A 21,552-nucleotide genomic window follows, 5' to 3' on the forward strand; every position below is an offset into this window, starting at 1 on the left:
CCTCACAGCAACGACCGCATCCGCGCCACCGCGCCGTCGGCCTCCGCGGGCGAGCGCCGCCCCAGGCCGCACGACGTGGCGAGGTCCACCGGCCGGCCCAGTGCCGTCTCGACGTGGTCGCGCACCCGCAGCTGGGCCCGCTCGTCCTGCCGCTCGTGCGCGATCCCCGCGACCACGACGGCCGGTCCCGGACGCAGGCGGCGCAGCGGTGCGTAGAAGGCGGCGCCGGTGGGTGGCGGCTCCTCGCCCCCGGACATCGGGAGGTGGAGGTAGTCGAGCGGCCGGCCGGCGGGCCAGCGCCGCACCACCGCGTTGGCGAGGGCGACCATCGGCGCGGCCGAGCGGGGCTGTCGCAGGGCGCGGTGGCCGAGGTCGCCGAAGCACAGGTGCACGCCGAACCGCGTACCCTCCGGCGCGCGGGCCGCCTGGCGGGTCACCAGGGACGCCATCACCTCGGCCATCGTCCGGCGCAGCGGCAGTGGTGTCGCGGTCACGGCGATCAACGCGAGCGGCAGCTCCAGCTGGAACACGACCCGGTCGCGTTGCTCGGCGTGCACGCGCTCGATCTGCGCGCCCGCGGCTTCCAGGAAAGCCCGGGCGTGCTTGAAAACCCCGAGCGGACCGAAGATGAACAACGCCATGTCGAGGTACCCCGGCACGCCCACCTGCAACGGCTGCTCCGTCGTCGCGGGCGCACCCTGGGCTCGCAGGAGCTCGAATTCGGCGAGGGCGTCGTCGGCGATGCGCAACGGAATCTGCCCGGGTTCGAGCCGCCGGGCCGCGAGGCGGTCGGTGTCGTCGTAGGCGGTCCAGTCGCCGTCCTTGACCACGCGCACCGCGCCGGAGCGCTTGAGCTCCTTGACCACGGGCACGAACCACTGCAGGCGCCGGCCCGTCTCACCGCCGCTGATCCGGCGCAGCTGCCCCGCGAGCTCGCCGCGCTGCCACCGAAACGCCTCTTCCGCGTCCGCGAACTGCGGCAGCGTCCCCACGAAGTGCAATCGACGATCCATGATCACCAGACGTTACGCACGCACCACATCCCGGTGTACCCGCGTGTAACGAAGTGTGTCCGGAAGGCCACGCGACGTGTCACGACCCGCCGGTCAGAGGTCCTTGCGGTAGACGAGGAAGTCGCACGGCGTGGCCAGCAGCGGGGCGAGGTGCGGGTAGGCCTGCTCGATCGTCGACTTCTCCTCAAGGCGGTAGCCCAGCCGCGTGTACCAGGCGGCGAGGAACTCCTACGACGGGTGCGTGAACGACCTCGGCACCAGCAGCTCCAGCTGCATCCGCCGCCGGCCCAGCGCCCGGCAGCGATGTTCGGCGAACCGCACCAGCTCACGCCCGATGCCCGCGCCCTGCAGCTCCGGCGCCGCGGCCAGCAGGCCGAACTCGCCCACGCCGTCGGCGACCGTCCGCACGCGCACGCATCCGACCACGCGACCCGCCCGGCGCGCCACGGCGATCTCACCGGCCGCGACGAGCCCCGCCACCTCGGCCGCACTCGTCCGGTCCGCCTCGCCCGCCCACAGGCCGGCCTCGGCGGTCGCGTAGACCGCGTTCACCAGAGCGCCGACCTCCGCAGCCAGCACCTCGTCGGCCGCTGCGGACCGCGGCAGCATCTCGACCTCGACGGCGTCCAGGGCACACTTCCTCGTCGGCCGCCCAGTGTACGAACCGATCAACGCCCGGTCGCGCCGTCGACGCGTCGGCGGAGGATGCCGGCGTGCCGGGCGGTCTCGTCGCCGGGGTGCGTGGGCGCTCGGCCCGTGGCGCCCGGAAGCGGTGCGGCGACGTCGGCACAGGCGCCGAGCACGGCGCTGGCGCCCCCGACCGGCTCCCGGCACGTCGGCGACGCGGTCGCTCGGCGCGGCCCGGAAGGTGGCGGGCCGGCGGAAGGCGCGCAGGTAGTCCAGGGACCCGCGCAGCACTTCGTCCTCGCTGTTCCCGGTCGTCGGTGGCGACGCGTCGCGACGTTGAATGGCGGCCACGGGAACGTTCCGTCGACTCCACCCCGGCCTGGCCACCTCCTCGCCGATTCGGCACGGAAACGTGCCGTTCCGGCGAACTCGGCACGCCGCGCTACGAGGTCGCCGCCGCGGGATCCGCGTCGACCGGCCGGGCCTCGCCGAACCCGCCGTAGCGGCCGGCCTTCGCGCGTTTGCGCACCTCGTCGAAGTGGCGGTGCACGGCCTCGGCGGCGGCGTCGCCGTCGCGGGAGACCAGGGCGTCGACGATCACCTGGTGGCGCTTCGCGGTGCTCGCCGCCGAGGACACCGGGCCGCCGAGCTCGCCCTCGGCGGCGCGGTAGACGTCCCAGAACAGCCCCGTGAGCTCGCGGGCCAGGTCGAAGCCCGCTTCCGCGCAGATGAGGTCGTGGAACTCCCGGTCGGCGACCGCGGCGTCGGGTCCCTTGCGGCGCATGCGCGCAACGCAGGCCTCCAGCTCGGCGATCAGCTCGGGGCGGTGGTCCGAGGCGACCCGCCGGGTCAGCTCGGTCTCGATCATCTCGCGGACCTCGAGCAGGTCGCGCAGGCGCCCGGCGTCGCTGGCGCCGCGGGTGCGCGTGCGGAACAGCAGCCACGTCTGCAGGGCCTCGGAGCCGGCCGAGCCGACGAAGGTGCCGTAGCCGTGGCGGATCTCGACGATGCCGAGCGCCTGCAGCGCCTTGATCGCCTCCCGGATCGAGTTGCGGCTCACCCCGATGTCTTCCATCAGGCTGAGTTCCGTGGGCATCGGCGCGCCCGGCGGGAGGTCGCGGTCGATGATCAGGTCGATGATCCGCTTGGTGATCTCTTCACTGCGTTGCGGGCGCGCCAAAACAGTCTCCCCGGATGTTTCTTTCGTTCGCTGGCACGTCGCCATCGGAGGACATCCTACGTCATACCTCACCGATCTCGGCCCGGCGGCGAAAAAGCCACGTCCCCTTGACCGGTACCCGGCTGAGTTCTAGTGTTCCGGCGAAGTCATAGGACGTCCCACGTCCTACTTCTCATGACTTCTGGTGGGCGAAACACACAGTCAGGAGACACCGATGTCCCGAACCGCCATGGGGACCGGCCCCTCGTTCGACCGGCGCACGCTGCTGCGCTACGCGGGCCTCGTGGGCGCCACCGCCGCCTTCTCCTCGACGCTGGCCGCGTGCGGCGGCCCCGCGTCGACGAACAAGACGGGCAGCTCCACCGACTCCCTCACCGCAGTGATCGGCTACGGCAACAACCAGTCCTGGGACCCGTTGCAGACCGCCTCGGCGTTCTCCATGGCTGCCATCCTGCACAGCTACGAATCGCTCGTCGAAGGCGACCCCGTCACGCGCGCCCCGTTCCCCGGCCTCGCGAAGGCACTGCCGGCCGATGTGAGCGGCACCAGTATCAAGTTCGAGCTGCGCGACGGCGCCAAATGGCACGACGGCCGGCCTGTGACCGCCGACGACGTGGTGTTCACCTACGCCCGCGCCCTGGACCCGAAGGAGAACGTGCTGATCCACAGCTTCTTCGCCCAGTGGCTGCAGGACGTCAAGAAGGTCGACGACCACACCGTCGAGTTCGTGCTGAAGTTCCCCTTCCCGTACGCGCTGCAGCGGATCCAGATCTGCAAGATCCTCCCGAAGCACGTGTACGAGAACAACTGGCCGCTCGCCGCGGGCGGCAAGGTCGTGGGTTCCGGCCCGTACAAGGTCACCGAGCAGGCGCCGCTGTCGCACACCTCGTTCGAGAAGTTCGCCGACTACAACGGCCCCCGCCCCGCCGCGTACCAGAAGATGCTGTGGAAGTCCATTGTGGACTCCGCCCCGCGCGTGGCCGCCATCTCCGGTGCGAAGCCCGACGCGCAGATCGTCGAGAACATCCCGGCGGCCAACGCCGACCAGCTGCGCAAGGCCGGGCGCACCGTCGAGTTCGCCGACGGCGGCAACAACCTGTACCTGATGTTCAACACCGCCCACGCGCCCTTCGGCGACAAGCGCGTGCGCCAGGCGCTGCACTACGCCATCGACAAGAAGAAGATGATCGAGATCGGCCTGCGCGGCACCGGCACCGCGGGCACGTCGTTCATCAACCCGAAGCTGCCGCAGTCGCAGCCGGCGTCGCAGAGCTTCGAGTTCGACCCGGCGAAGGCCAAGCAGCTGCTCGCCGAGGCCGGTGTCTCGAACCTGAAGATCTCCTTGTCCACCACCAACACCTCGCTCGTGCTCGACTGCGTGAAGGTGATCAAGGAGGGCTGGGACGCGATCGGCGTCGAGACCACTTTGGACTCCCAGGACACCAAGGCGCTGTTCTCCAAACTGGACAACGGCAACGACTTCCAGGTCGTGTCCACCACGAACAACCCGATGCAGTTCGGCAACGACCCCGACCTGCTCATCCGCTACTACTACGACGCGCAGTCGCTGATGATGACGAAGTACGCGCGCTGGAACAACGCCGACACCCAGGCCCTGCTCGGGCTGCAGAACCAGGCGGCCGAGGAGCAGGACGAGACCAAGCGCAACGGGCTGTACAAGCAGCTGCTGGACCTCATCTCCGAGCAGGCCGTGATCTACCCGATCGTGTTCACCCAGCTCGGCACGGCGTGGGACCCGACGGCGATCACCGGCGTGCGCGCGCAGGGCTACCCCGGTATCTACCTCAACCAGGCCAAGCCGGTCTGACGCGGGAGGACCACCCACCGTGATCGTCGTCGTGCGGATGCTGGCCTCTCGCATCCTCGCCCTGATCCCGCTGCTGCTCGGCGTGATCCTGTTCGTGTTCATCGTGATGCAGTTCTCCCCCGTGGACCCCGCGCTCGCGGCGTTCAACGGGGCGAACGCGACCGAGTCGCAGCTGGAGCAGTTCCGCCAGGCCAACGGGCTGCTCGATCCCCTGCCGCTGCAGTACGTGCACTTCGTGTGGCACCTGCTGCAAGGCGACTTCGGCACCAGCGTGATCACCAAGGAGCCGGTGGGCCAGACCATCGCCACCGCGCTCCCGCTCACCGTGCAGCTCACGCTGCTCGGCCTGCTGATCGCGCTCGTGCTCTCGGTCGTGCTCGGGGTGACGTCGGCGCTGTTCCGCGGCCGCTGGCCCGACCACCTGATCCGGGTGGTCACGCTGGCCGGTGTCGCGGCGCCGGCGTTCTGGATCGCGCTGCTGCTCGTGCAGTGGCTCGCCGTGGGCAAGGGCCTGTTCCCCACCAGCGGTTACGTCAGCCCGGCCGACTCGGTGTCGGGCTGGCTCAACTCGCTGACGCTGCCGGCGATCTCGCTTTCGCTGCCCGTGGCCGCACAGCTCACGCGCGTGATCCGCACGTCGATGGTCGAGGAGCTGGACAAGGACTACGTGCGCACGGCCCGCGGCGGCGGCCTGCCGCCCGTGGTCGTGGTGGGCCGCAACGTGCTGCGCAACGCGCTGGTCAACCCGCTCACCGTGCTCGGCCTGCGCGTCGGCTACCTGCTCGGCGGCGCGGTGGTGATCGAGACGATGTTCGCGCTGCCCGGCATGGGCCAGAACATGATCCAGGCCGTGCAGGACGGCGACACGGCGAAGGTCCAGGGCTTCGTGATCACCATCGCCGTGGGCTTCGTGCTCGTGAACCTCATCGTCGACGTGCTCTACCTCATCGCCAACCCGAGACTGCGGAGCCACTCCTGATGCGCCCCGTCCTGCACGCGAACCTCACCGACCGGCTCTCACGGCCCGGTGTCCGGTTCCGGAAACTCCCGCCCACGTCGTGGCTTGCGCTCGGCCTGCTCGTGGTGCTCGCGCTCGTCGCGATCCTCGGCACGCTGCTCGCCACGCACAACCCCGACGCGCTCAGCACCGACACCGGCGGCCCGAGCGCCGAGCACTGGTTCGGCACCGACCAGTCGGGCCGCGACATCTTCTCGCGCCTGGTGGCCGGCACGCGCTGGTCACTCGCGATCGGGCTCGGCGCCACGGTGCTGGCGCTGATCGCGGGTGTGGTGATCGGCTCGTTCGCCGCGACGTCCGGGCGCAGGACCGATGCCGTGGTGATGCGCGTGATGGACGTGATCATGGCGTTCCCCGGCATCGCGCTCGCCGCGGTGCTGGTGGCCGTGTTCGGCCGCGGGATCCTCGTGCTGATCCTCGCGATCGGATTCCTCAACATGGCCCCCGTCGCGCGGGTGGTGCGGGCCAACGTGCTCGCGCAGTACGGCGAGGACTACGTGGCCGCCGAGCGCGTGCTCGGCGCGAAACGGCTGTTCATCCTCGCCCGCCACGTCGCGGTCAACTGCGCGGCGCCGATCCTCGTGTACTGCACGGTGACGGTGGCCGACGCGATCGTGTTCGAGGCGTCGCTGTCGTTCATCGGCGCGGGCATCCAGCCACCGAACCCGTCGTGGGGCTCGGTGCTCTCCGACGGCAAGGACCTCGTGCTGACCGGCGGCTGGTGGGCCACGCTGTTCCCCGGCCTGCTGATCCTGGTCACGGTGCTGGCGCTCAACATCCTGTCCGAAGGCATCTCCGACGCGTGGGCCGCGCCTTCGGCCCGCAACGCGAAGGCCGGCGAGGTCGCCAAGAAGATCGAGGCGGAGAAGGCGGCCGAGAACACCGCGCCGGTGCTGCCGCTCGCGGGCCTGCTCGAGGCCGGGGAACGGCTCGCCGCGAAGGCGCGGGACCTCACCGGGCGCAGGGCCGTGCTGGAGGTGAAGGATCTCGCGATCAGTTTTCCCGACCGCCACAACGGCGTGAACGTGGTCGACGGCGTGTCCTTCACCGTCCGTTCCGGCGAGGTGCTGGGGCTGATCGGCGAGTCGGGCTGCGGCAAGTCGCTCACCGCGTTGTCGATCATGGGGCTGCAGCCGGGCGCCGCGCAGCTCTCGGGCGAGGTCCTGTTCGAGGGCGAGGACCTGCTCACGATGAAGGCGGGCACGCGCCGGCGCCACCTCGGGCACGACATCTCGATGATCTACCAGGACGCGCTGAGCTCCCTGAACCCGGCGATGACGATCCGCGCGCAGCTCAAGCAGTTCATTCGCCGCGGCGGCACGCGCACGCCGCAGGAGCTGCTGGAGCTGGTGAACCTGGATCCCGGGCGGACGCTGCGGTCCTACCCGCACGAGCTGTCCGGCGGGCAGCGCCAGCGCGTGCTGATCGCCATGGCCCTCTCGCGCAGCCCGAAGCTGATCGTGGCCGACGAGCCGACCACGGCGCTCGACGTCACCGTGCAGGCGCAGATCATCAAGCTGCTGCTGCGCTTGCAGGAAGAGCTCGGTTTCGCGCTCATCCTGGTGTCGCACGACCTGGCCCTGGTCTCCGACGTCGCCGACCGCGTGGTCGTGATGTACGGCGGGCAGGTGGCCGAGACGGGCGCCACGGCCGAAGTCGTGGGTTCGCCGCGCCACCACTACACGCGCGGGTTGCTGTCCGCGGTGCTGTCGCTGGAGGAGAACGAGGCCACGCTCACCCAGATCAAGGGTGTCGTGCCCGCGCCGGCGGACTTCCCGCCCGGGTGCCGGTTCGCCGACCGCTGCCCGGCCGCGCGCGGCCACTGCTTCGAGGTGGCGCCCGAACCCGAAGGGAACGGTCACCTCGTCGCCTGCCACTACCCCGCCGAACGCACGACCCCGGCCGTCGTGGAAGGAGCGCAGGTATGACCCTCGTCGAAGTCGACGGCGTGCACGTGGTGCACAGCGTCCGCGCGGCGAGCCTGTTCGGGCGCGACAACGTCCAGGCGCTCACCGACGCGACCCTGGAGATCGCCGCGGGCGAGACGGTGGGCGTGGTCGGCGAGTCCGGCTGCGGCAAGTCGACGCTCGCCAAGGTGCTCGTCGGGCTGCAGAAACCGACCCGCGGCACCGTCCGCTACGGCGGCAAGCCGCTGTCGGGGATGCGCCCGGCCGAGCTGGGCCGGCAGGTCGGTTTGGTCTTCCAGGACCCGGCCACGGCCCTCAACCGCCGCCTGCCCGTCGCGAAGATCCTGCGCGACCCGCTCGACGTGCACCACGTGGGCACGCCCGCCGAACGCGCCGAGCGCGTGAAGGAGCTGATGGGCCTGGTCGGGCTGCCGGGCAGCGTCGCCGACGCGTTACCGGCGCAGCTGTCGGGCGGCCAGCGCCAGCGGGTCGCCATCGCGCGGGCGCTGGCCCTGCGACCGGCGCTGCTCGTGGCCGACGAACCGACGTCGGCGCTCGACGTGTCGGTGCGCGCGCAGATCCTCAACCTGCTCATCGACCTGCGCGAGCGGCTCGGGCTCGCGATGGTGTTCGTGTCGCACGACATCCAGACCGTGCGGCGCATGAGCGACCGGATCGTGACGATGTACCTCGGCCGGATCGTCGAAGAGGCCGCCGCCGAGGATCTGCCGGGCGACGCGCGGCACCCGTACACCCGGGCGCTGTTCTCGGCCACGCCGAGCCTGCTGCACCCGGTCGAGCCGATCGTCCTCAGTGGACCCGTGCCCTCGGCGACCGCGCCGCCGAGCGGCTGCGCGTTCCACACCCGCTGCCCGAAGGCCACCGACGAGTGCGCGCTCGCCCTGCCGCCGCTCACCGAGGCCGCCGGGCACAGCTACCGCTGCATCCACCCAGAGATCACCACCGGAGTGAACGCCTCATGACCGCGACGAAGTTCGCCGGCATCATCCCCCCGCTGTGCACGCCGTTCAACGACGACTTCACCGTCGACACCGAGTCGCTGCGGCGCCACATCGAGTTCCAGCTCGACGCCGGCGTCCACGGCATCTTCGTGCTCGGCTCGTCCAGCGAGGTCGCCTTCCTGCCCGACGCGCAGCGCCGCGTGACGATCGAGACGGCCGTGGACCAGGTCGCCGGCCGCGTGCCGGTGCTGGCCGGCTGTATCGACATGACGACCCTGCGCGTGGCCGAGCACGTGAAGACCGCCGAAGAGGCGGGCGCCGACGCCATCGTCGTCACCGCGCCGTACTACACGCGCACGCACGTGGCCGAGATCGACCGCCACTTCCGGCTGCTGCACGAGAAGACGGCGCTGCCGATCTTCGCTTACGACATCCCCGTGGCCGTGCACACGAAGCTCGACCGCGAGCTCGTGCTGAGCCTCGCGGCCGACGGCGTGATCGCCGGGCTCAAGGACTCCAGCGGCGACGAGGCCGGCTTCCGTTTCGTGCTCAAGGAACGGCGCGAACGCGGCCTCGACACCTTCGCCGTGTTCACCGGTTCGGAGCTGCTCGTGGACTCCGCGCTCGCGCTGGGCGCGGACGGCGCGGTCCCCGGGCTCGGCAACGTCGACCCGGTCGGCTACGTGCTGATCCACGACCACGTCCGCTCCGGCAACCCCCACGCCGCGCGCCGCGAACAGGACCGCCTGCTGTCGCTGTTCACCATCACCGACGTCGCGCCGCCGAGCCGGATGGGGCGCGGGTCGGCGGCGCTCGGCGCGTTCAAGGCGGCGATGAGGATGCGCGGGTTCATCGACAACGCCGTGATGGCGCCGCCGCAGCTGCCGCTCAACGGCGACGAGCTGCTGCGCATCAAGGAGAAGCTGGCGGAAGCGGGGCTGCTCTAGATGGACCGCGTCCACTACGGCGGCGACTACAACCCGGAGCATTGGTCCCCCGAGGTGTGGGACGAGGACCTGAAGCTCATGGCCGAGGCTTCCGTCTCGATGGTCACGGTCGGGATCTTCTCGTGGGCGCGGGTGGAACCGCGGCCCGGCGAATACGACTTCGGCTGGTTCGACACGGTCATGGACAAGCTCGCAGCCGGTGGCGTCGACGCGTGCCTGGCCACCATGACGGCGTCACCCCCGCCGTGGCTTTCCCACCGCCACCCCGAAATCCTGCCCGTGCGCGTGGACGGCACCCGGCTGTCGGCGGGGGCGCGCCAGCAGTTCTGCCCGTCGAGTCCCGTGTACCGCGAGCACGCGGCACGGCTGGTGGAGCAGGTGGCCACGAGGTACGCCGGGCACCCGGCGCTGAAGATGTGGCACATCGGCAACGAGTTCGGCTGCCACATCCGCGCGTGCTACTGCGACGTCTCGGCCGCCGCCTTCCGCGACTGGCTGCGCGCGCGGTACCAGAGCGTCGAGGCGCTCAACGCGGCCTGGAGCACCACGTTCTGGTCGCAGCGCTACGACGACTGGGCCGAGATCGAGCCGCCGCGCGTGGCGCCGACGTTCCCGAACCCCGCGCAGCAGCTGGACTACCACCGCTTCTCCTCCGACGCGTCGCTCGGCTGCTACCTGACCGAGCGCGACGTGCTTTCGCGGGTGACGCCGGACGTGCCGGTGACGACCAACTTCGTCGGCCTGGTGCAGAAAGCGCTCGACTGGCATTCCTGGACACCGCACGAAGACGTGGTGAGCCTCGACTCCTACCCCGATCCCCACGACCCGCGCGGGCACGTCGAAGCGGCGTTCGCGTACGACCTCGTCCGGTCCACCAAGGACGGACAGCCGTGGCTGCTGCTGGAGCAGGCGCCGAGCGCGGTGAACTGGCGCACGCGCAACGGCCCCAAGCCACCGGGCTCGATGCGGCTGGGCAGCTGGCAGGCCGTGGCGCGCGGCGCCGACGCCGTGCTGTTCTTCCAGTGGCGCCAGACCGCCGGCGGCGCCGAGAAGTTCCACTCCGCGATGGTGCCGCACGGCGGGCGCGACACGCGCACGTACCGCGAGGTGGCCGGCCTCGGCCGCGAGCTGGCGTCGGTGCCGCAGCTCGCGGGCAGCCGCGTGAAGGCCGACGTGGCGATCCTGCACGACTGGAACAGCTGGTGGGCCCTCGAGCTCGACTCGCACCCGTCGGACGACCTGCGCCAGCTCGACGCGCACCTCGCGCACTACGCGCCGCTCTTCGACGCCAACGTGACGTGTGACGTCGTGCGCCCGACGCGCGAGCTGTCCGGGTACAAGCTCGTGGTGGTGCCCAACCTGTACCTGATGGACGCCGGCGTCGCCGAGAACCTGCGGTCCTATGTGGCCGGTGGCGGGCACCTGGTGGTGTCGTTCTTCTCCGGCATCGTCGACGAGAACGACCGCGCATACCTCGGCGGGTACCCGGCACCGTTGCGGGACGTGCTGGGCCTGAAGGTCGACGAGTTCCGGCCGCTGCCCGAGGGCGGCTCGATCGGGCTCTCGCTCGGCAGCGCTTCCGCCGAGAAGGCTTCCGCCACCATCTGGTCGGAATGGGTGGAAACCGAGGGCGCGGCCGTGGTCGCGACCTTCGGCACCGGGGAGCTCGCGGGCCGCCCGGCCGTGACTCGGAACGACTTCGGCGACGGCGTCGCCTGGTACCTCGCCACCCGGCCCGACGCGGCCGCGATGCGCGCGCTGCTCGACCGGATCACCGCCGAGGCCGGGGTTTCGCCCGTCCTGCCCGACCTGCCCGAAGGGGTCCAGGCCGTGGTCCGGCACGGCGCCGGCGGCCAGTACCTGTTCCTGCTCAACCACGGCGCCGAGGCGGTCACGGTCACGCTGCCCTCGCCCGCGCCCGATCTGCTCACCGATCCCGGCCGCCCGACGGAAGCGGTGCTCCTCGCCCCGCGTGGGGTGGCCGTTCTACTGGGGAGTTTCACTTAGCCGAAGGGAAGAACGGGACATGAGACCGATCATCCGCTGGGCACTCGCGTTCGCGGTGCTGGTGTCCGGCGTGAACGCGGGAGCGGCGGCCGCACCGGCCGCACCGGCGCCGGTTCCGCAGTTCGACCAGCAGGTACTCTTCAACCCGCACCAGGAGACGGGCTACGCCTGTTTCCGCATCCCCGCCATCGTCCGCAGCACGCACGGCACCCTGCTCGCCTTCGCCGAGGGCCGGCGCGACAACTGCGGCGACACCGGCGACATCGACCTCGTGCTCAAACGCTCCACCGACGGCGGGCGGACGTGGTCGCCGCTTCAGGTCGTCAACCCCGGCGGCGGCGACACACACGGCAACCCGGTGCCCATGGTGGACAGCCGCACCGGCCGGATCGTGCTGATCACCACGTACAACAAGGGCCGCGACGACGACAAGGCCTGCGACGTGCCGTGTCCGCGGACGCCGCACTCGCAGTACAGCGACGACGACGGCCTGACGTGGTCGGCGCCGGTGGACATCAGCGCGCAGGCGAAGCTGCCGGCGTGGGACTCGTGGTACGCCTCGGGCCCGGTGCACGGCATCCAGCTCACGAAGGGCCGTCACGCGGGCCGGCTGGTGTTCGGCGTGAACGCGGAACGCAGTGACGGCACCAACTCCGTCGAGAACTACGCCGCCCTGATCTACAGCGACGACTCCGGCCGCAGCTGGCACGTCGGCGCCGTCGACAGCTACCCGCACCCGGTGGGTGGCACGTATGCGCAGAAACCTTCGGAGGTCAGCGTCGTCGAGCTGCCGGACGGCACGATCTACGCCGGCGGCCGCGAACAAGGCGGCACCGACGTCGGCAACCGCGACTACGCCCTGAGCCGCGACGGTGGCCAGACGTTCAGCAAGCGCTTCACCACCATTCCCGACCTGGTGACGCCGATGGTCCAGGGTTCCCTGCTGCGCCTGCAGCGGCCGGGCGGCGAGCGGATCCTGTTCGCCTCGCCGTCGGACACCGACCGGCGGCGCTGGATGATGGTCCGCTCGTCCTACGACAACGGCCGCACGTGGGAGGACGCGGAGCAGGGCACCCGCGTGACCGGCGACTGGTCCGGCTACTCCGACCTCGTGCAGCTGAGCGGCCCGCTCGACCGCGACGCGAAGATCGGCCTGATGTACGAGGGCGGCGCCGTCGACGCCCGTGACGAGATCCGCTTCGCGCGCTTCGACGAGAACTACCTGGGGTGGCGACGTTCCGCCGGCGCGACGACCCCGGACGTCTCCCGGCCGGGCGCCGTCGCCTACGTGCTCGGCGGCGCGTCGGCTTCGCACGGCGCCCTGCAGCCCGACGGCGTCGACGACTTCGTGCGGGTGCCGTTCGACCGAGCGCAGCTGCCGGGTTCCGGCGACTTCACCTTCACGACGTCGTTCAGCTACGGCGCTTCGAAGGACCCGCAGGCACTGCTGTGGCTCGGCGGCATGGGCACGACGGCGCCGCAGCTGTGGCTGCGCGGTGAACCCGCGTCACACCGGATCATCGCCATGATGACCACCGCGGCGGGCAGCAAGTCGGTGACCACCACGCAGGCCTACGACGACCAGCAGTGGCACCACCTCGCGCTCGAACGCACCGGGGGCCGGCTGGAGATCTGGGTCGACGGCGTGCTCGCCGCGTCCGGCCCGGACTCGCCCGGTTCGGTCAGCGAGACCGTCTCGTTCCAGCTCCAGCTGGGCGAACGCCTCGACGGCGCCAACCACTTCGCCGGCTCCCTCGACGACGCGCGGCTGTACCGCCGGGCGCTGTCGGAGTCCGAAGTGGACGCCGTCGCGGCCGGGCGGACCGTGTCGCCGGGTCCGGTGGTGCAGCTGCCGTTCGACCGGGTGCGCTGAGCCTGTTTTCCGTGAAGGGCACCTTGGGGGACTTCTCCCCAGGTGCCCTTCACCGCTTCAGCACCAGATAGGGCGCGACGGCCACCAACGCGACCACGAGCGCGATCCGCAGGCGTTTCGTCGGCAACGCGTGCGCGATCTTCCAGCCGAGGACCACCCCCGCCAGCTCAGGCACCCCGACGACGGCCGCCAGCCGCCAGTCGACGGCCCCGTTCGCGAGGTACCCGACCGCCCCGGCCGTCGCGATCACCACCGACTGCACCTGCGCCGCCGCGAGCGCCTCCAGCATCGGCAACCCCACTACGACGAGCACCGGCACGGTCAGCATCGGCCCGCCCACTCCCACCAGCCCCGCCGCGACCGCCACCCCGGCGCCGATCCCGAGAATCAGGACCGTCGACGGCTCCCGCCCCGTCACCGGCCGCCGCAGCACCACCAGCGCCGCCACCACCACGGCGAACGCCCCGAGCACCACGCCGAACCACCGCGCGGACACCAGCGAGTTCAGCAGGACCCCGACCGGCGTCCCCACCACGGCGGCCGCCGCCAGCAGCCCCGCGACGCTCCTGGTGTGCCGCTCCCGCAACTGCCCGGACCGGACATACGCCGCGCTGCCGGCCACCCCCGTCGCCACGTGCGTGACGATCGCCGTCCCCGCCACCTGCGCCGGCGCGAGCGGCGTCAGCAAGAACAACGCGATCGTCGGCAGCACACCGCCGGGCCCGATCGCCGTGATCCCGATCCCGCCGGCCAGCCCGAACAACGCGAGCAGAACGTCGGTGGTCACGCTCGTCATGCCGGACCCCCGGCCAGGACCGCGCCCCTCCGCGCCGGCAGCCACGGCACCCCTCGCACCTTGCCGCCCACCGCGGCCGGGCGCCGCGAGCCAGGCCGAGCCGCGAAACGAAGCCGCGCGCGGCGGCCGGTGGTCACGCTCGTCATGCCGGACTTCGGTGCAGCGTCGCGCGCAGGGTGAGCCGGTCCGCGCGGATGTGGAGGGTTTCGGCGTCGACGGGGCGGCCGTCGTCGAGGTGGGTGAGGCGGTCGAGGGCGAAGACGGCCGTGCCGGGCGCGATGCCCAGCAACGCGGCCGTGTCCGGGCCGGCGGTCACGGCGTGGACCACGACGTCGGCCCGGCCGAGGCGGCGGCCACTGGTTTCCTCGATGAGAGCGAACAGGTCGCGGCCCGCGAGGTCGTGGTCGAGCAGCGGGACACCGATGTCGGCGGCCAGGTAGGTGGTGTCCAGCGAGAGCGGCACTCCGCCGAGGCGGCGCAGGCGTTCCAGGTGGACGGCGGGCGCACCGGGAACCAGGCCGAGCCGTTCGGCGATCGCCGGCGGGGGCGTGACGAGGCCGGCCGAGCGGACCTCGTTCACCACGTCGCCGTAACCGTCGAGGGCTTCGGCCAAGCCGGCGAGCCGGTCGAGGCCGTGGCCGTACTTCGGGTGCACCACGAGGGTGCCGACGCCTTGGCGCCGCTCCACGAGGCCTTCGGCGCGGAGCAGGCCGAGGGCCTCGCGCACGGCGTTGCGCGTCGCGCCGAACTGGGTGCCGAGGGTGTGCTCGTCGGGCAGCGGGCCGTCATCGAAGGCGCCCGCGGTGATGCGCTGGCGCAGGACGTCGGCGACCTGCCGGGCCCGCTCGGCCCGGGGCCGGGGAGACGAAGGTTCCACCCGCGCGACGCTACCCGGAAGCGCATTACGCCGGGGTTACGCCACCCGCCTTGACCTGCGTAAACCCGATGACCAGCACCCAAGCCCGACGCCCGGCGAGTTCCGCCACCGCGACCGGATCGCAACCCGGCGGAGCTTGTGGAAAAAACCTATTTGTGCTATCCTTACACAAATATTCGCTAGGGTCGGCTCCATGACCGAACCCAGCTTCACGGCCCTCACCGCGGCCGCCGCTCGCGCCGCGCACCTGATCGTCGACGCCGAGCCCCGGATCTTCACCGACGAGCTCGCCGAACCCCTGCTCGGCGCCTACCGCGACCAGCTCCTCGCCTATCACCGCGACAACCCCGAGGACCCGATCCTCGCCGGCGGCCGCACCCAGGTCCTCTGCCGCAGCCGTTATGCCGAAGCACGGGAAACACCGCAGAGCGTGGTCCTCGGCGCCGGCCTCGACACCTCGGCCTACCGCGCGCCACACACCCCGGTGTTCGAAGTGGACCTCCCGCGGATGCAGGAGTGGAAACGCGCGCAGCTGGCGGACGCCGGTCTCGCCGAGCCCGCGAACCGCACCTTCGTCCCGCTGGACCTCGCGACCGGCGACCTCGCTGAAGCCCTCGTCGAGCACGGCTTCGACCTCGCCCGCCCCGCGCTCGTCAGCTGGCTCGGCGTCACGATGTACCTCACCGAAGCCGCCATCACCCGCACACTGCGCGCCGTCGCCGGCCTCGCGCCGGGCACGCAGCTCGTCGCCGACTACGTGCTCCCGGCGCGGCTGCGGGACGACGTCGGCGCGTACTACGCCGACGCCGTCTCCCAGGTCGCCGAGCGGGCCGGCGAACCCTGGCGCAGCTGCTTCTCACCCGACGAGCTCACGGACCTGCTGCGGGACAACGGCTTCGGCGCCGTCCGGCACGTCCACCAGCGCGACCACGACGTGTGGCCGCGCTCCGACGCCCTGAGTCCCGCTGAGCTGTTCGTGCTCGCCCACGCGAGCGTCTAGCGGAACCTCAGCCGCAGATGCTGCCCAGGCTCGAAGTCCAGCCCCACCACATGCCGTACTCGGCGAGGTTGCCCGCGTCGTTGAGGTGGATGTTGTCCGACGTCCACGGGCTGGGGTTGGGCAGGTTCGCCGAGCCGGCCGGCGGGATGTACTGGCGCATGTCCACAAGTGCCGTGCCCTTCGCGACCGCCGTCTGGTAGATCACCGACGCGTACTGGTCCCAGGTGTACTTCTGGGTGTTGCCGCCGTACGGGTTCGGCGTCCACTTGAGCTCGGCGTAGATCGACATGAGGATGTCGACGCCCCCCGGCCGGGAGGCGCGGATGCCGTCGATGACGTTGTTCAGGTCGGTCTGGAACTTCGCCGGGTCGACCTGCGCCCACAGGTCGTTGCCGCCGAGGTCGACGAGGACCAGGTCGGGCTGCTTGGCGGCCATGTCGGCCATCGCGCCGGTCGTGCCCGCCCAGCGGCCGCCGGGCAGGTAGTCGGCGGCGAGGGCGCCGTTGTGCGAGTAGTTCTGCACGTTCGTCTGCCACTGGGCGCGGAGGCTGTCGGCGAACTTCGTGGTCCAGCCGTAAGTGGTGGGAGACCACGTGTCCGTGGTGGACTGGTAGCCGGTCGAGCCGTAACCCGTGTCGGCCGAGGTGCCGATGATGGCGACGTTGGCCTTACGGGCACACCAGCTTCTTTCCTGGGCGGCGTCGGCGGAGGTGACCACCGTGGACATGCCGATGCCGAGAACGATCAGGGTCAGCACCGCGGTGAATCTGGCGAAGGTGGCTCTGCGCATCTTCGAGGGGACCTTTCAGGGGAACGGGAGCGTCTGCGCCTGAATCGCTCCACACCGGACGGTTGTTACCCGGTCGGGTGCGCTTCGGCTGTGAACCGCGATCGTCCGGACCACCGGTATGCCCGCGCGTTACCCCGAACGAAGTGCACCAAACGTTTTCTTTCCGGGGTCACCCACCGGCGCAACGGAGAGTTGCCGTGATCGACGACACGTCCGACGGTGGAGATCACCAGCGAAAAGCCGAGGGAGAGAGGACGTGAGTGCCGTGGCCGGCACCTTGCAACCCCAGCAGCTGATGGACAGCGCCGTGGTCGATCCGGACGGCAACAAGATCGGCAAGGTCGGCAACGTCTACCTCGCCGACGCCACCCGCGAACCCGAGTGGATCACCGTGAAAACCGGGTTGTTCGGCAGCAAAGAGAGCTTCGTGCCGCTCTCGGGCGCGAACGTCGACAATGACGGGATCCACGTGAACGTCGCGAAGGACCAGGTCTCGGAGGCGCCGCGCATCGACGCCGACGGGCACCTGTCGTCCACCGAGAGCGCCGAGCTATACCGCCACTACGGCCTGCCGATGCCGCGCACGGCACCGGATGCGAACGCCGGACGGGGCACCACGGACACCACCACCGGCCGTGGGAAGCACGGCACGGCGGCCGGTCGGGACAAAATGGACACCGCCGATCGCGGGAAACAAGGCATGGCGGCCGGCCGGGACAAAATGGACACTGCGGCCGGCCGGGGCCGGCAGGGCCGCGACGAGCGCTCGATGGCCGACGCCGGCTCGGGCACCCGCGGCGAGGAGATGATCCGTTCCGAGGAACGCCTCCACGTCGGCACCGAGCAGGTCGAGACCGGGCACGTGCGGCTGCGCAAGTACGTCGTGACCGAGGAGCAGCAGGTCACCGTCCCGGTGAGCCACGAGGAGGTCCGCCTCGAGCGCGAGCCCATCACCGACGCACGCGGCGGGACCGGTCGCGCCGAGCTCGGCGAGCAGGAGCACGACGTGGTGCTGCACGCCGAAAAGCCGGTGATCAGCAAGGAAACCGTGCCCGTCGAGCGCGCGCGGCTCACCACCGAAACGGTCACCGAGGAGCAGACCGTGAAGGGCGAGGTCCGCAAGGAGCAGTTCGACCTGCAGGACGACGCCAGGAAGCGCAAGCACTGACGCACGGAATACCCGCCTCCCGCTCCCGGTTCAGTTGATGCATCAACTTCGGGAGCGGGAGGCTTTCCTGCAGTTCGGGATCTTCACGGTGGGCGACGTGGCGCGCGACCCCGTGTCGGGGCGGACTCCGAGCGAGCACGAGCGGCTCAAGCGGGTGGTCGAGACCGCCGTGCGGGCGGAGCAGGCCGGGCTCGACGTGTTCGCGATGGGTGAGCACCACAACCCGCCGTTCGTGCCCTCGTCGCCCGCGACCGTGCTCGGCTTCATCGCCGGGCAGACCAGCCGCATCCTGCTCTCGACCTCCACGACGCTGATCACCACCAACGACCCGGTGAAGCTCGCCGAGGACTACGCGATGCTGCAGCACCTCGCCGACGGCCGCGTCGATCTCATGATGGGCCGCGGCAACACCGGGCCCGTCTACCCGTGGTTCGGCAAGGACATCCGCGACGGGATCGCGCTCGCGGTGGAGAACTACGCCCTGCTGCGCCGGCTCTGGCGTGAGGAGCTCGTGGACCGGGAAGGCAAGTTCCGCACCCCGCTGCAGGGCTTCACCGCGACTCCGCGCCCGCTCGACGGCGTGCCCCCGTTCGTCTGGCACGGCTCCATCCGCAGCCCGCAGATCGCCGAACAGGCCGCGTACTACGGCGACGGGTTCTTCCACAACAACATCTTCTGGCCCGCCGACCACACGCGGCGGATGATCGAGCTCTACCGCACCCGCTTCGAGCACTACGACCACGGCACGGCCGCCGAGGCCATCGTCGGCCTCGGCGGGCAGACCTTCATGCGCCCGAACTCCCAGGACGCGATCCGCGAGTTCCGGCCGTACTTCGACCACCCCTCCATCGACGGCGGCGGCCCGTCGCTTGAGGACACGATGGACCAGACCCCGCTGTCGGTCGGCAGCCCGCAGCAGGTCATCGAGCGCACCCTCGCGTTCCGCGACTACGCCGGCGACTACCAGCGCCAGCTGTTCGCCGTCGACGGCATGGGCCTGCCCCACAAGGCGGTGCTGGAGCAGATCGACATCCTCGGCGAGCAAGTGGTACCCGTGCTGCGCGCGGAGTTCGCCGGGAACCGCCCGGCGAACGTCCCGGACGCCCCCCACGCACCCGTCCCTGGTGGCCGCGGCCCGGCGGGCCTAGATCGCCGATTCTCCCTTGCCCAGCACCACGATCCCGCCCGAGCTCACGTGGTAGTGCTCGCGGTCGCGGGCCAGGTCGACGCCGATGTGGGCGCCCGGCGGGACGACCACGTTCTTGTCGAGGATCGCCCGGCGCACCACGGCGCCGCGGCCCACGCGGGCGCCGTCGAGGATCACCGACCCCTGCACGACCGCGCCGTTTTCGACGACGACGTCCGGGGAGAGCACGGAGTCCACGACCTGGGCGCCGGAGATGATGCAGCCGTTGCTGATGATCGACTGCCCGGCGCTGCCGCCCTCCACGAACTTCGCCGCGGCGCGCTGGGCGGGGTGGGCGAGGATCGGCCACTTGCGGTTGTAGAGGTTGAAGATCGGGTACGTCGAGATCAGGTCGGTGTGGGCGTCGTAGTAGCTGTCGATGGTCCCGACATCGCGCCAGTAGCCGTGGTCGCGTTCGCTCTCGCCCGGCACGACGTTGCCGCTGAAGTCGTAGACGGCCGCCTGGCCCTTGTCCACGAGCGCGGGGATGATGTCGCGGCCCATGTCGTGTTTGGACCCGACGTTCTTCGAGTCCGCGTGCAGCGCGTCGAGCATCACCTGCGTGGTGAACACGTAGTTGCCCATCGACACGTACGCCTCGTCGGGCGAGTCCGGGAGACCCGGCGGGTCCGCGGGCTTCTCGAGGAACGCGTCGATCTTCGTGCCGTCGCCGGTCTGGATCACGCCGAACGCGCTCGCCTCCGCGCGCGGCACGCGGATGCCCGCCACGGTCACCCCGGCACCCGACGCGATGTGCTCGTCGATCATCTGTCGCGGGTCCATGCGGTAGATGTTGTCGGCGCCGAACACCGCGATGTAGGCGGGCGACTCGTCGTAGACCAGGTTGAGGCTCTGGTGGATCGCGTCGGCGCTGCCCTGGAACCACCGCGGGCCCAGCCGCTGCTGCGCGGGCACCGGCGTCACGTACTCGCCGGTCAGCGACGAGAGCCGCCACGTGGTGGAGATGTGGCGGTCGAGCGAGTGCGACTTGTACTGCGTGAGCACGCAGATCCGCCGGATCCCGCCGTGGACGAGGTTCGACAGCACGAAGTCGATAAGGCGGTGCACCCCGCCGAAGGGCACCGCGGGTTTGGCCCGGTCGGCGGTGAGCGGCATGAGCCGCTTGCCCTCGCCACCGGCCAGCACGATCCCCAGGACATCCGATCCGTCGATCACGAAACCCTCCCGCACGCCTCGTAGATCGCGACCGTCCTCGCGGCGATCGCCGCCCAGCCGAACTCTCCCACGGCCCGGTCGCGCCCGGCCAGACCCAGCGCCGCGGCCCGGCCGGGATCCGCGACCAGCTCGTTGATCCGCCGCGCGAGCCCCGACTCGAACGCCGCGGTGTCGTTCTCGTCGTAGTGCACGAGCAGTCCCGTCGCGCCGTCGTCGACGACCTCGGGGATTCCGCCGACGTCACTGGCCACTACCGCGGTGCCGCAGGCCATCGCTTCGAGGTTCACGATGCCCAGCGGCTCGTACACCGACGGGCAGACGAACACGGTCGCGTGGGTCAGCAGCTGCACGACCTCGGGGCGCGGCAGCATCTCCGGGATCCAGTGCACACCGGTGCGCTTCTCCTGCAGCTCGGCGACGAGACCGCGGAACTCGGCGTCGAGCTCCGGGGTGTCGGCGCCGCCCGCGCACAGCACGAGCTGCACGTCCTCGGCGAGCTCGGCGCCGGCGCGGACGAGGTGCGGCACGCCCTTCTGCCGCGTGATGCGCCCGACGAACAGCGCGTACGGCCGGTCCGGGTCGATGCCGTGCTTCGCCAGCACGTCGCGGCCGGGGTCGGGGCGGTAGAGCGTGGTGTCGATCCCGTTGTGCACCACGTGCACCCGCGCGGGGTCGACGGCCGGGTACGCGGTGAGCACGTCTTTGCGCATGCCCGCGCTCACGGCGATGATCGCGTCGGCCGCCTCGTACGCGTCCTTCTCGATCCACGAGGACACGCGGTAACCACCGCCGAGCTGCTCGGCCTTCCAGGGGCGCAGCGGTTCGAGCGAGTGCGCGGTGATCACGTGCGGGATGCCGTGGGCGAGCTTCGCGAGGTGCCCACCGAGGTTCGCGTACCAGGTGTGGCTGTGGGCGAGGTCGTGCCCGGCCAGCGCGTCGGCCATCGACACGGCGATGTCCATGGTCGCGAACGCGGTTTGGGAGTAACCGTGGAGATCACGGTGGCCGTGGGCACCGTCGTCTCGGTCCGGCCCCCAGCAGTGCACGTCCAGGTCGACCAGCGACCGCAGTTCGCGGGCGAGGAACTCGACGTGCACCCCCGCTCCGCCATAGACGTCCGGCGGGTACTCCCGGGTGAGCAGGCCGACCTTCATGCCCCGACCCTAAACGGCACGGGCTGGGAAGTGCAGTACGGGG

General features: G+C 71.0%; 17 protein-coding genes and 1 pseudogene. 10 read left to right on the forward strand and 8 right to left on the reverse strand.

The annotated features are described in order from the left end of the window. Positions 1 to 2: 2 nt before the first annotated feature. The 3 genes from AB0K15_RS06940 to AB0K15_RS06950 form a co-directional block, all read right to left on the reverse strand. On the reverse strand, positions 3 to 1,013 hold the full coding sequence (locus AB0K15_RS06940; protein ID WP_364046415.1) for a hypothetical protein: 1,011 nt from the start codon (positions 1,011 to 1,013) through the stop codon (positions 3 to 5). Between the two features lie 228 nt (positions 1,014 to 1,241). Next, complete coding sequence (locus AB0K15_RS06945) at positions 1,242 to 1,622, reverse strand: GNAT family N-acetyltransferase (protein ID WP_364046417.1); 381 nt, start codon at positions 1,620 to 1,622, stop codon at positions 1,242 to 1,244. Positions 1,623 to 2,082: 460 nt separating this feature from the next. Next, positions 2,083 to 2,820, reverse strand: a complete 738-nt coding sequence (locus AB0K15_RS06950) for a FadR/GntR family transcriptional regulator (protein ID WP_364046419.1) — start codon at positions 2,818 to 2,820, stop codon at positions 2,083 to 2,085. A gap of 214 nt (positions 2,821 to 3,034) precedes the next feature. Here AB0K15_RS06950 and AB0K15_RS06955 point away from each other — a divergent pair, with 214 nt between their 5' ends. Genes AB0K15_RS06955 through AB0K15_RS06985 form a run of 7 tightly spaced genes read left to right on the forward strand, consistent with a single transcriptional unit; the run spans position 3,035 to position 13,362 of the window. Continuing rightward, positions 3,035 to 4,648, forward strand: a complete 1,614-nt coding sequence (locus AB0K15_RS06955; RefSeq protein ID WP_364046421.1) for an ABC transporter substrate-binding protein — start codon at positions 3,035 to 3,037, stop codon at positions 4,646 to 4,648. A 19-nt stretch (positions 4,649 to 4,667) separates the two neighbouring features. Then, entirely contained in the window at positions 4,668 to 5,627 is a 960-nt protein-coding gene (locus AB0K15_RS06960) for an ABC transporter permease (RefSeq protein ID WP_364046423.1), read from the forward strand. Beyond that, on the forward strand, positions 5,627 to 7,594 hold the full coding sequence (locus AB0K15_RS06965) for a dipeptide/oligopeptide/nickel ABC transporter permease/ATP-binding protein (protein ID WP_364046425.1): 1,968 nt from the start codon (positions 5,627 to 5,629) through the stop codon (positions 7,592 to 7,594). The genes AB0K15_RS06960 and AB0K15_RS06965 overlap by 1 nt, the downstream gene beginning before the upstream one ends. Then, complete coding sequence (locus AB0K15_RS06970) at positions 7,591 to 8,556, forward strand: ABC transporter ATP-binding protein (protein ID WP_364046427.1); 966 nt, start codon at positions 7,591 to 7,593, stop codon at positions 8,554 to 8,556. The genes AB0K15_RS06965 and AB0K15_RS06970 overlap by 4 nt, the downstream gene beginning before the upstream one ends. Next, positions 8,553 to 9,482 carry a dihydrodipicolinate synthase family protein gene (locus AB0K15_RS06975; RefSeq protein WP_364046429.1) on the forward strand — a complete coding sequence of 310 codons (930 nt, stop codon included), beginning with the start codon at positions 8,553 to 8,555 and terminating at the stop codon, positions 9,480 to 9,482. The genes AB0K15_RS06970 and AB0K15_RS06975 overlap by 4 nt, the downstream gene beginning before the upstream one ends. After that, entirely contained in the window at positions 9,483 to 11,489 is a 2,007-nt protein-coding gene (locus tag AB0K15_RS06980) for a beta-galactosidase (protein ID WP_364046431.1), read from the forward strand. It begins immediately after the preceding gene. Positions 11,490 to 11,508: 19 nt separating this feature from the next. Continuing rightward, the gene (locus AB0K15_RS06985; RefSeq protein ID WP_364046433.1) at positions 11,509 to 13,362 is read left to right on the forward strand and encodes a sialidase family protein; all 1,854 of its coding nucleotides are present in this window, start codon (positions 11,509 to 11,511) and stop codon (positions 13,360 to 13,362) included. Positions 13,363 to 13,411: 49 nt separating this feature from the next. Here AB0K15_RS06985 and AB0K15_RS06990 read toward each other — a convergent pair whose 3' ends face one another. Together AB0K15_RS06990 and AB0K15_RS06995 are read right to left on the reverse strand one after the other, a co-directional pair. Next, a complete protein-coding gene (locus AB0K15_RS06990; protein WP_364046435.1) occupies positions 13,412 to 14,158 on the reverse strand; it encodes a sulfite exporter TauE/SafE family protein in 747 nt (248 codons plus the stop codon). A 142-nt stretch (positions 14,159 to 14,300) separates the two neighbouring features. Further along, positions 14,301 to 15,035, reverse strand: a complete 735-nt coding sequence (locus tag AB0K15_RS06995) for a GntR family transcriptional regulator (protein ID WP_364046437.1) — start codon at positions 15,033 to 15,035, stop codon at positions 14,301 to 14,303. 193 nt (positions 15,036 to 15,228) lie between these two features. On the opposite strand from AB0K15_RS06995, the gene AB0K15_RS07000 reads away from it, so the two are divergent. Continuing rightward, a complete protein-coding gene (locus tag AB0K15_RS07000) occupies positions 15,229 to 16,035 on the forward strand; it encodes a class I SAM-dependent methyltransferase (RefSeq protein ID WP_364046439.1) in 807 nt (268 codons plus the stop codon). A 7-nt stretch (positions 16,036 to 16,042) separates the two neighbouring features. Here the strand turns inward: AB0K15_RS07000 and AB0K15_RS07005 are convergent, their stop codons facing one another. Next, on the reverse strand, positions 16,043 to 16,825 hold the full coding sequence (locus tag AB0K15_RS07005) for an SGNH/GDSL hydrolase family protein (protein ID WP_364046441.1): 783 nt from the start codon (positions 16,823 to 16,825) through the stop codon (positions 16,043 to 16,045). 265 nt (positions 16,826 to 17,090) lie between these two features. Between AB0K15_RS07005 and AB0K15_RS07010 the strand changes: the two genes are divergently transcribed. Next, the gene (locus tag AB0K15_RS07010) at positions 17,091 to 17,993 is read left to right on the forward strand and encodes a PRC and DUF2382 domain-containing protein (protein ID WP_364046687.1); all 903 of its coding nucleotides are present in this window, start codon (positions 17,091 to 17,093) and stop codon (positions 17,991 to 17,993) included. A 37-nt stretch (positions 17,994 to 18,030) separates the two neighbouring features. Then, positions 18,031 to 19,044 (forward strand): annotated as a pseudogene (locus AB0K15_RS07015) (CE1758 family FMN-dependent luciferase-like monooxygenase); the annotation flags it as partial. A gap of 93 nt (positions 19,045 to 19,137) precedes the next feature. Here AB0K15_RS07015 and glgC read toward each other — a convergent pair. Further along, entirely contained in the window at positions 19,138 to 20,355 is a 1,218-nt protein-coding gene (glgC, locus tag AB0K15_RS07020) for a glucose-1-phosphate adenylyltransferase (RefSeq protein ID WP_364046443.1), read from the reverse strand. Continuing rightward, a complete protein-coding gene (gene glgA, locus AB0K15_RS07025) occupies positions 20,352 to 21,509 on the reverse strand; it encodes a glycogen synthase (RefSeq protein ID WP_364046445.1) in 1,158 nt (385 codons plus the stop codon). The genes glgC and glgA overlap by 4 nt, the downstream gene beginning before the upstream one ends. Between the last annotated feature and the right edge of the window lie 43 nt (positions 21,510 to 21,552).

It is taken from the genome of Amycolatopsis sp. NPDC049253, assembly GCF_040678995.1.
In the GTDB taxonomy this organism is placed as follows: domain Bacteria; phylum Actinomycetota; class Actinomycetes; order Mycobacteriales; family Pseudonocardiaceae; genus Amycolatopsis.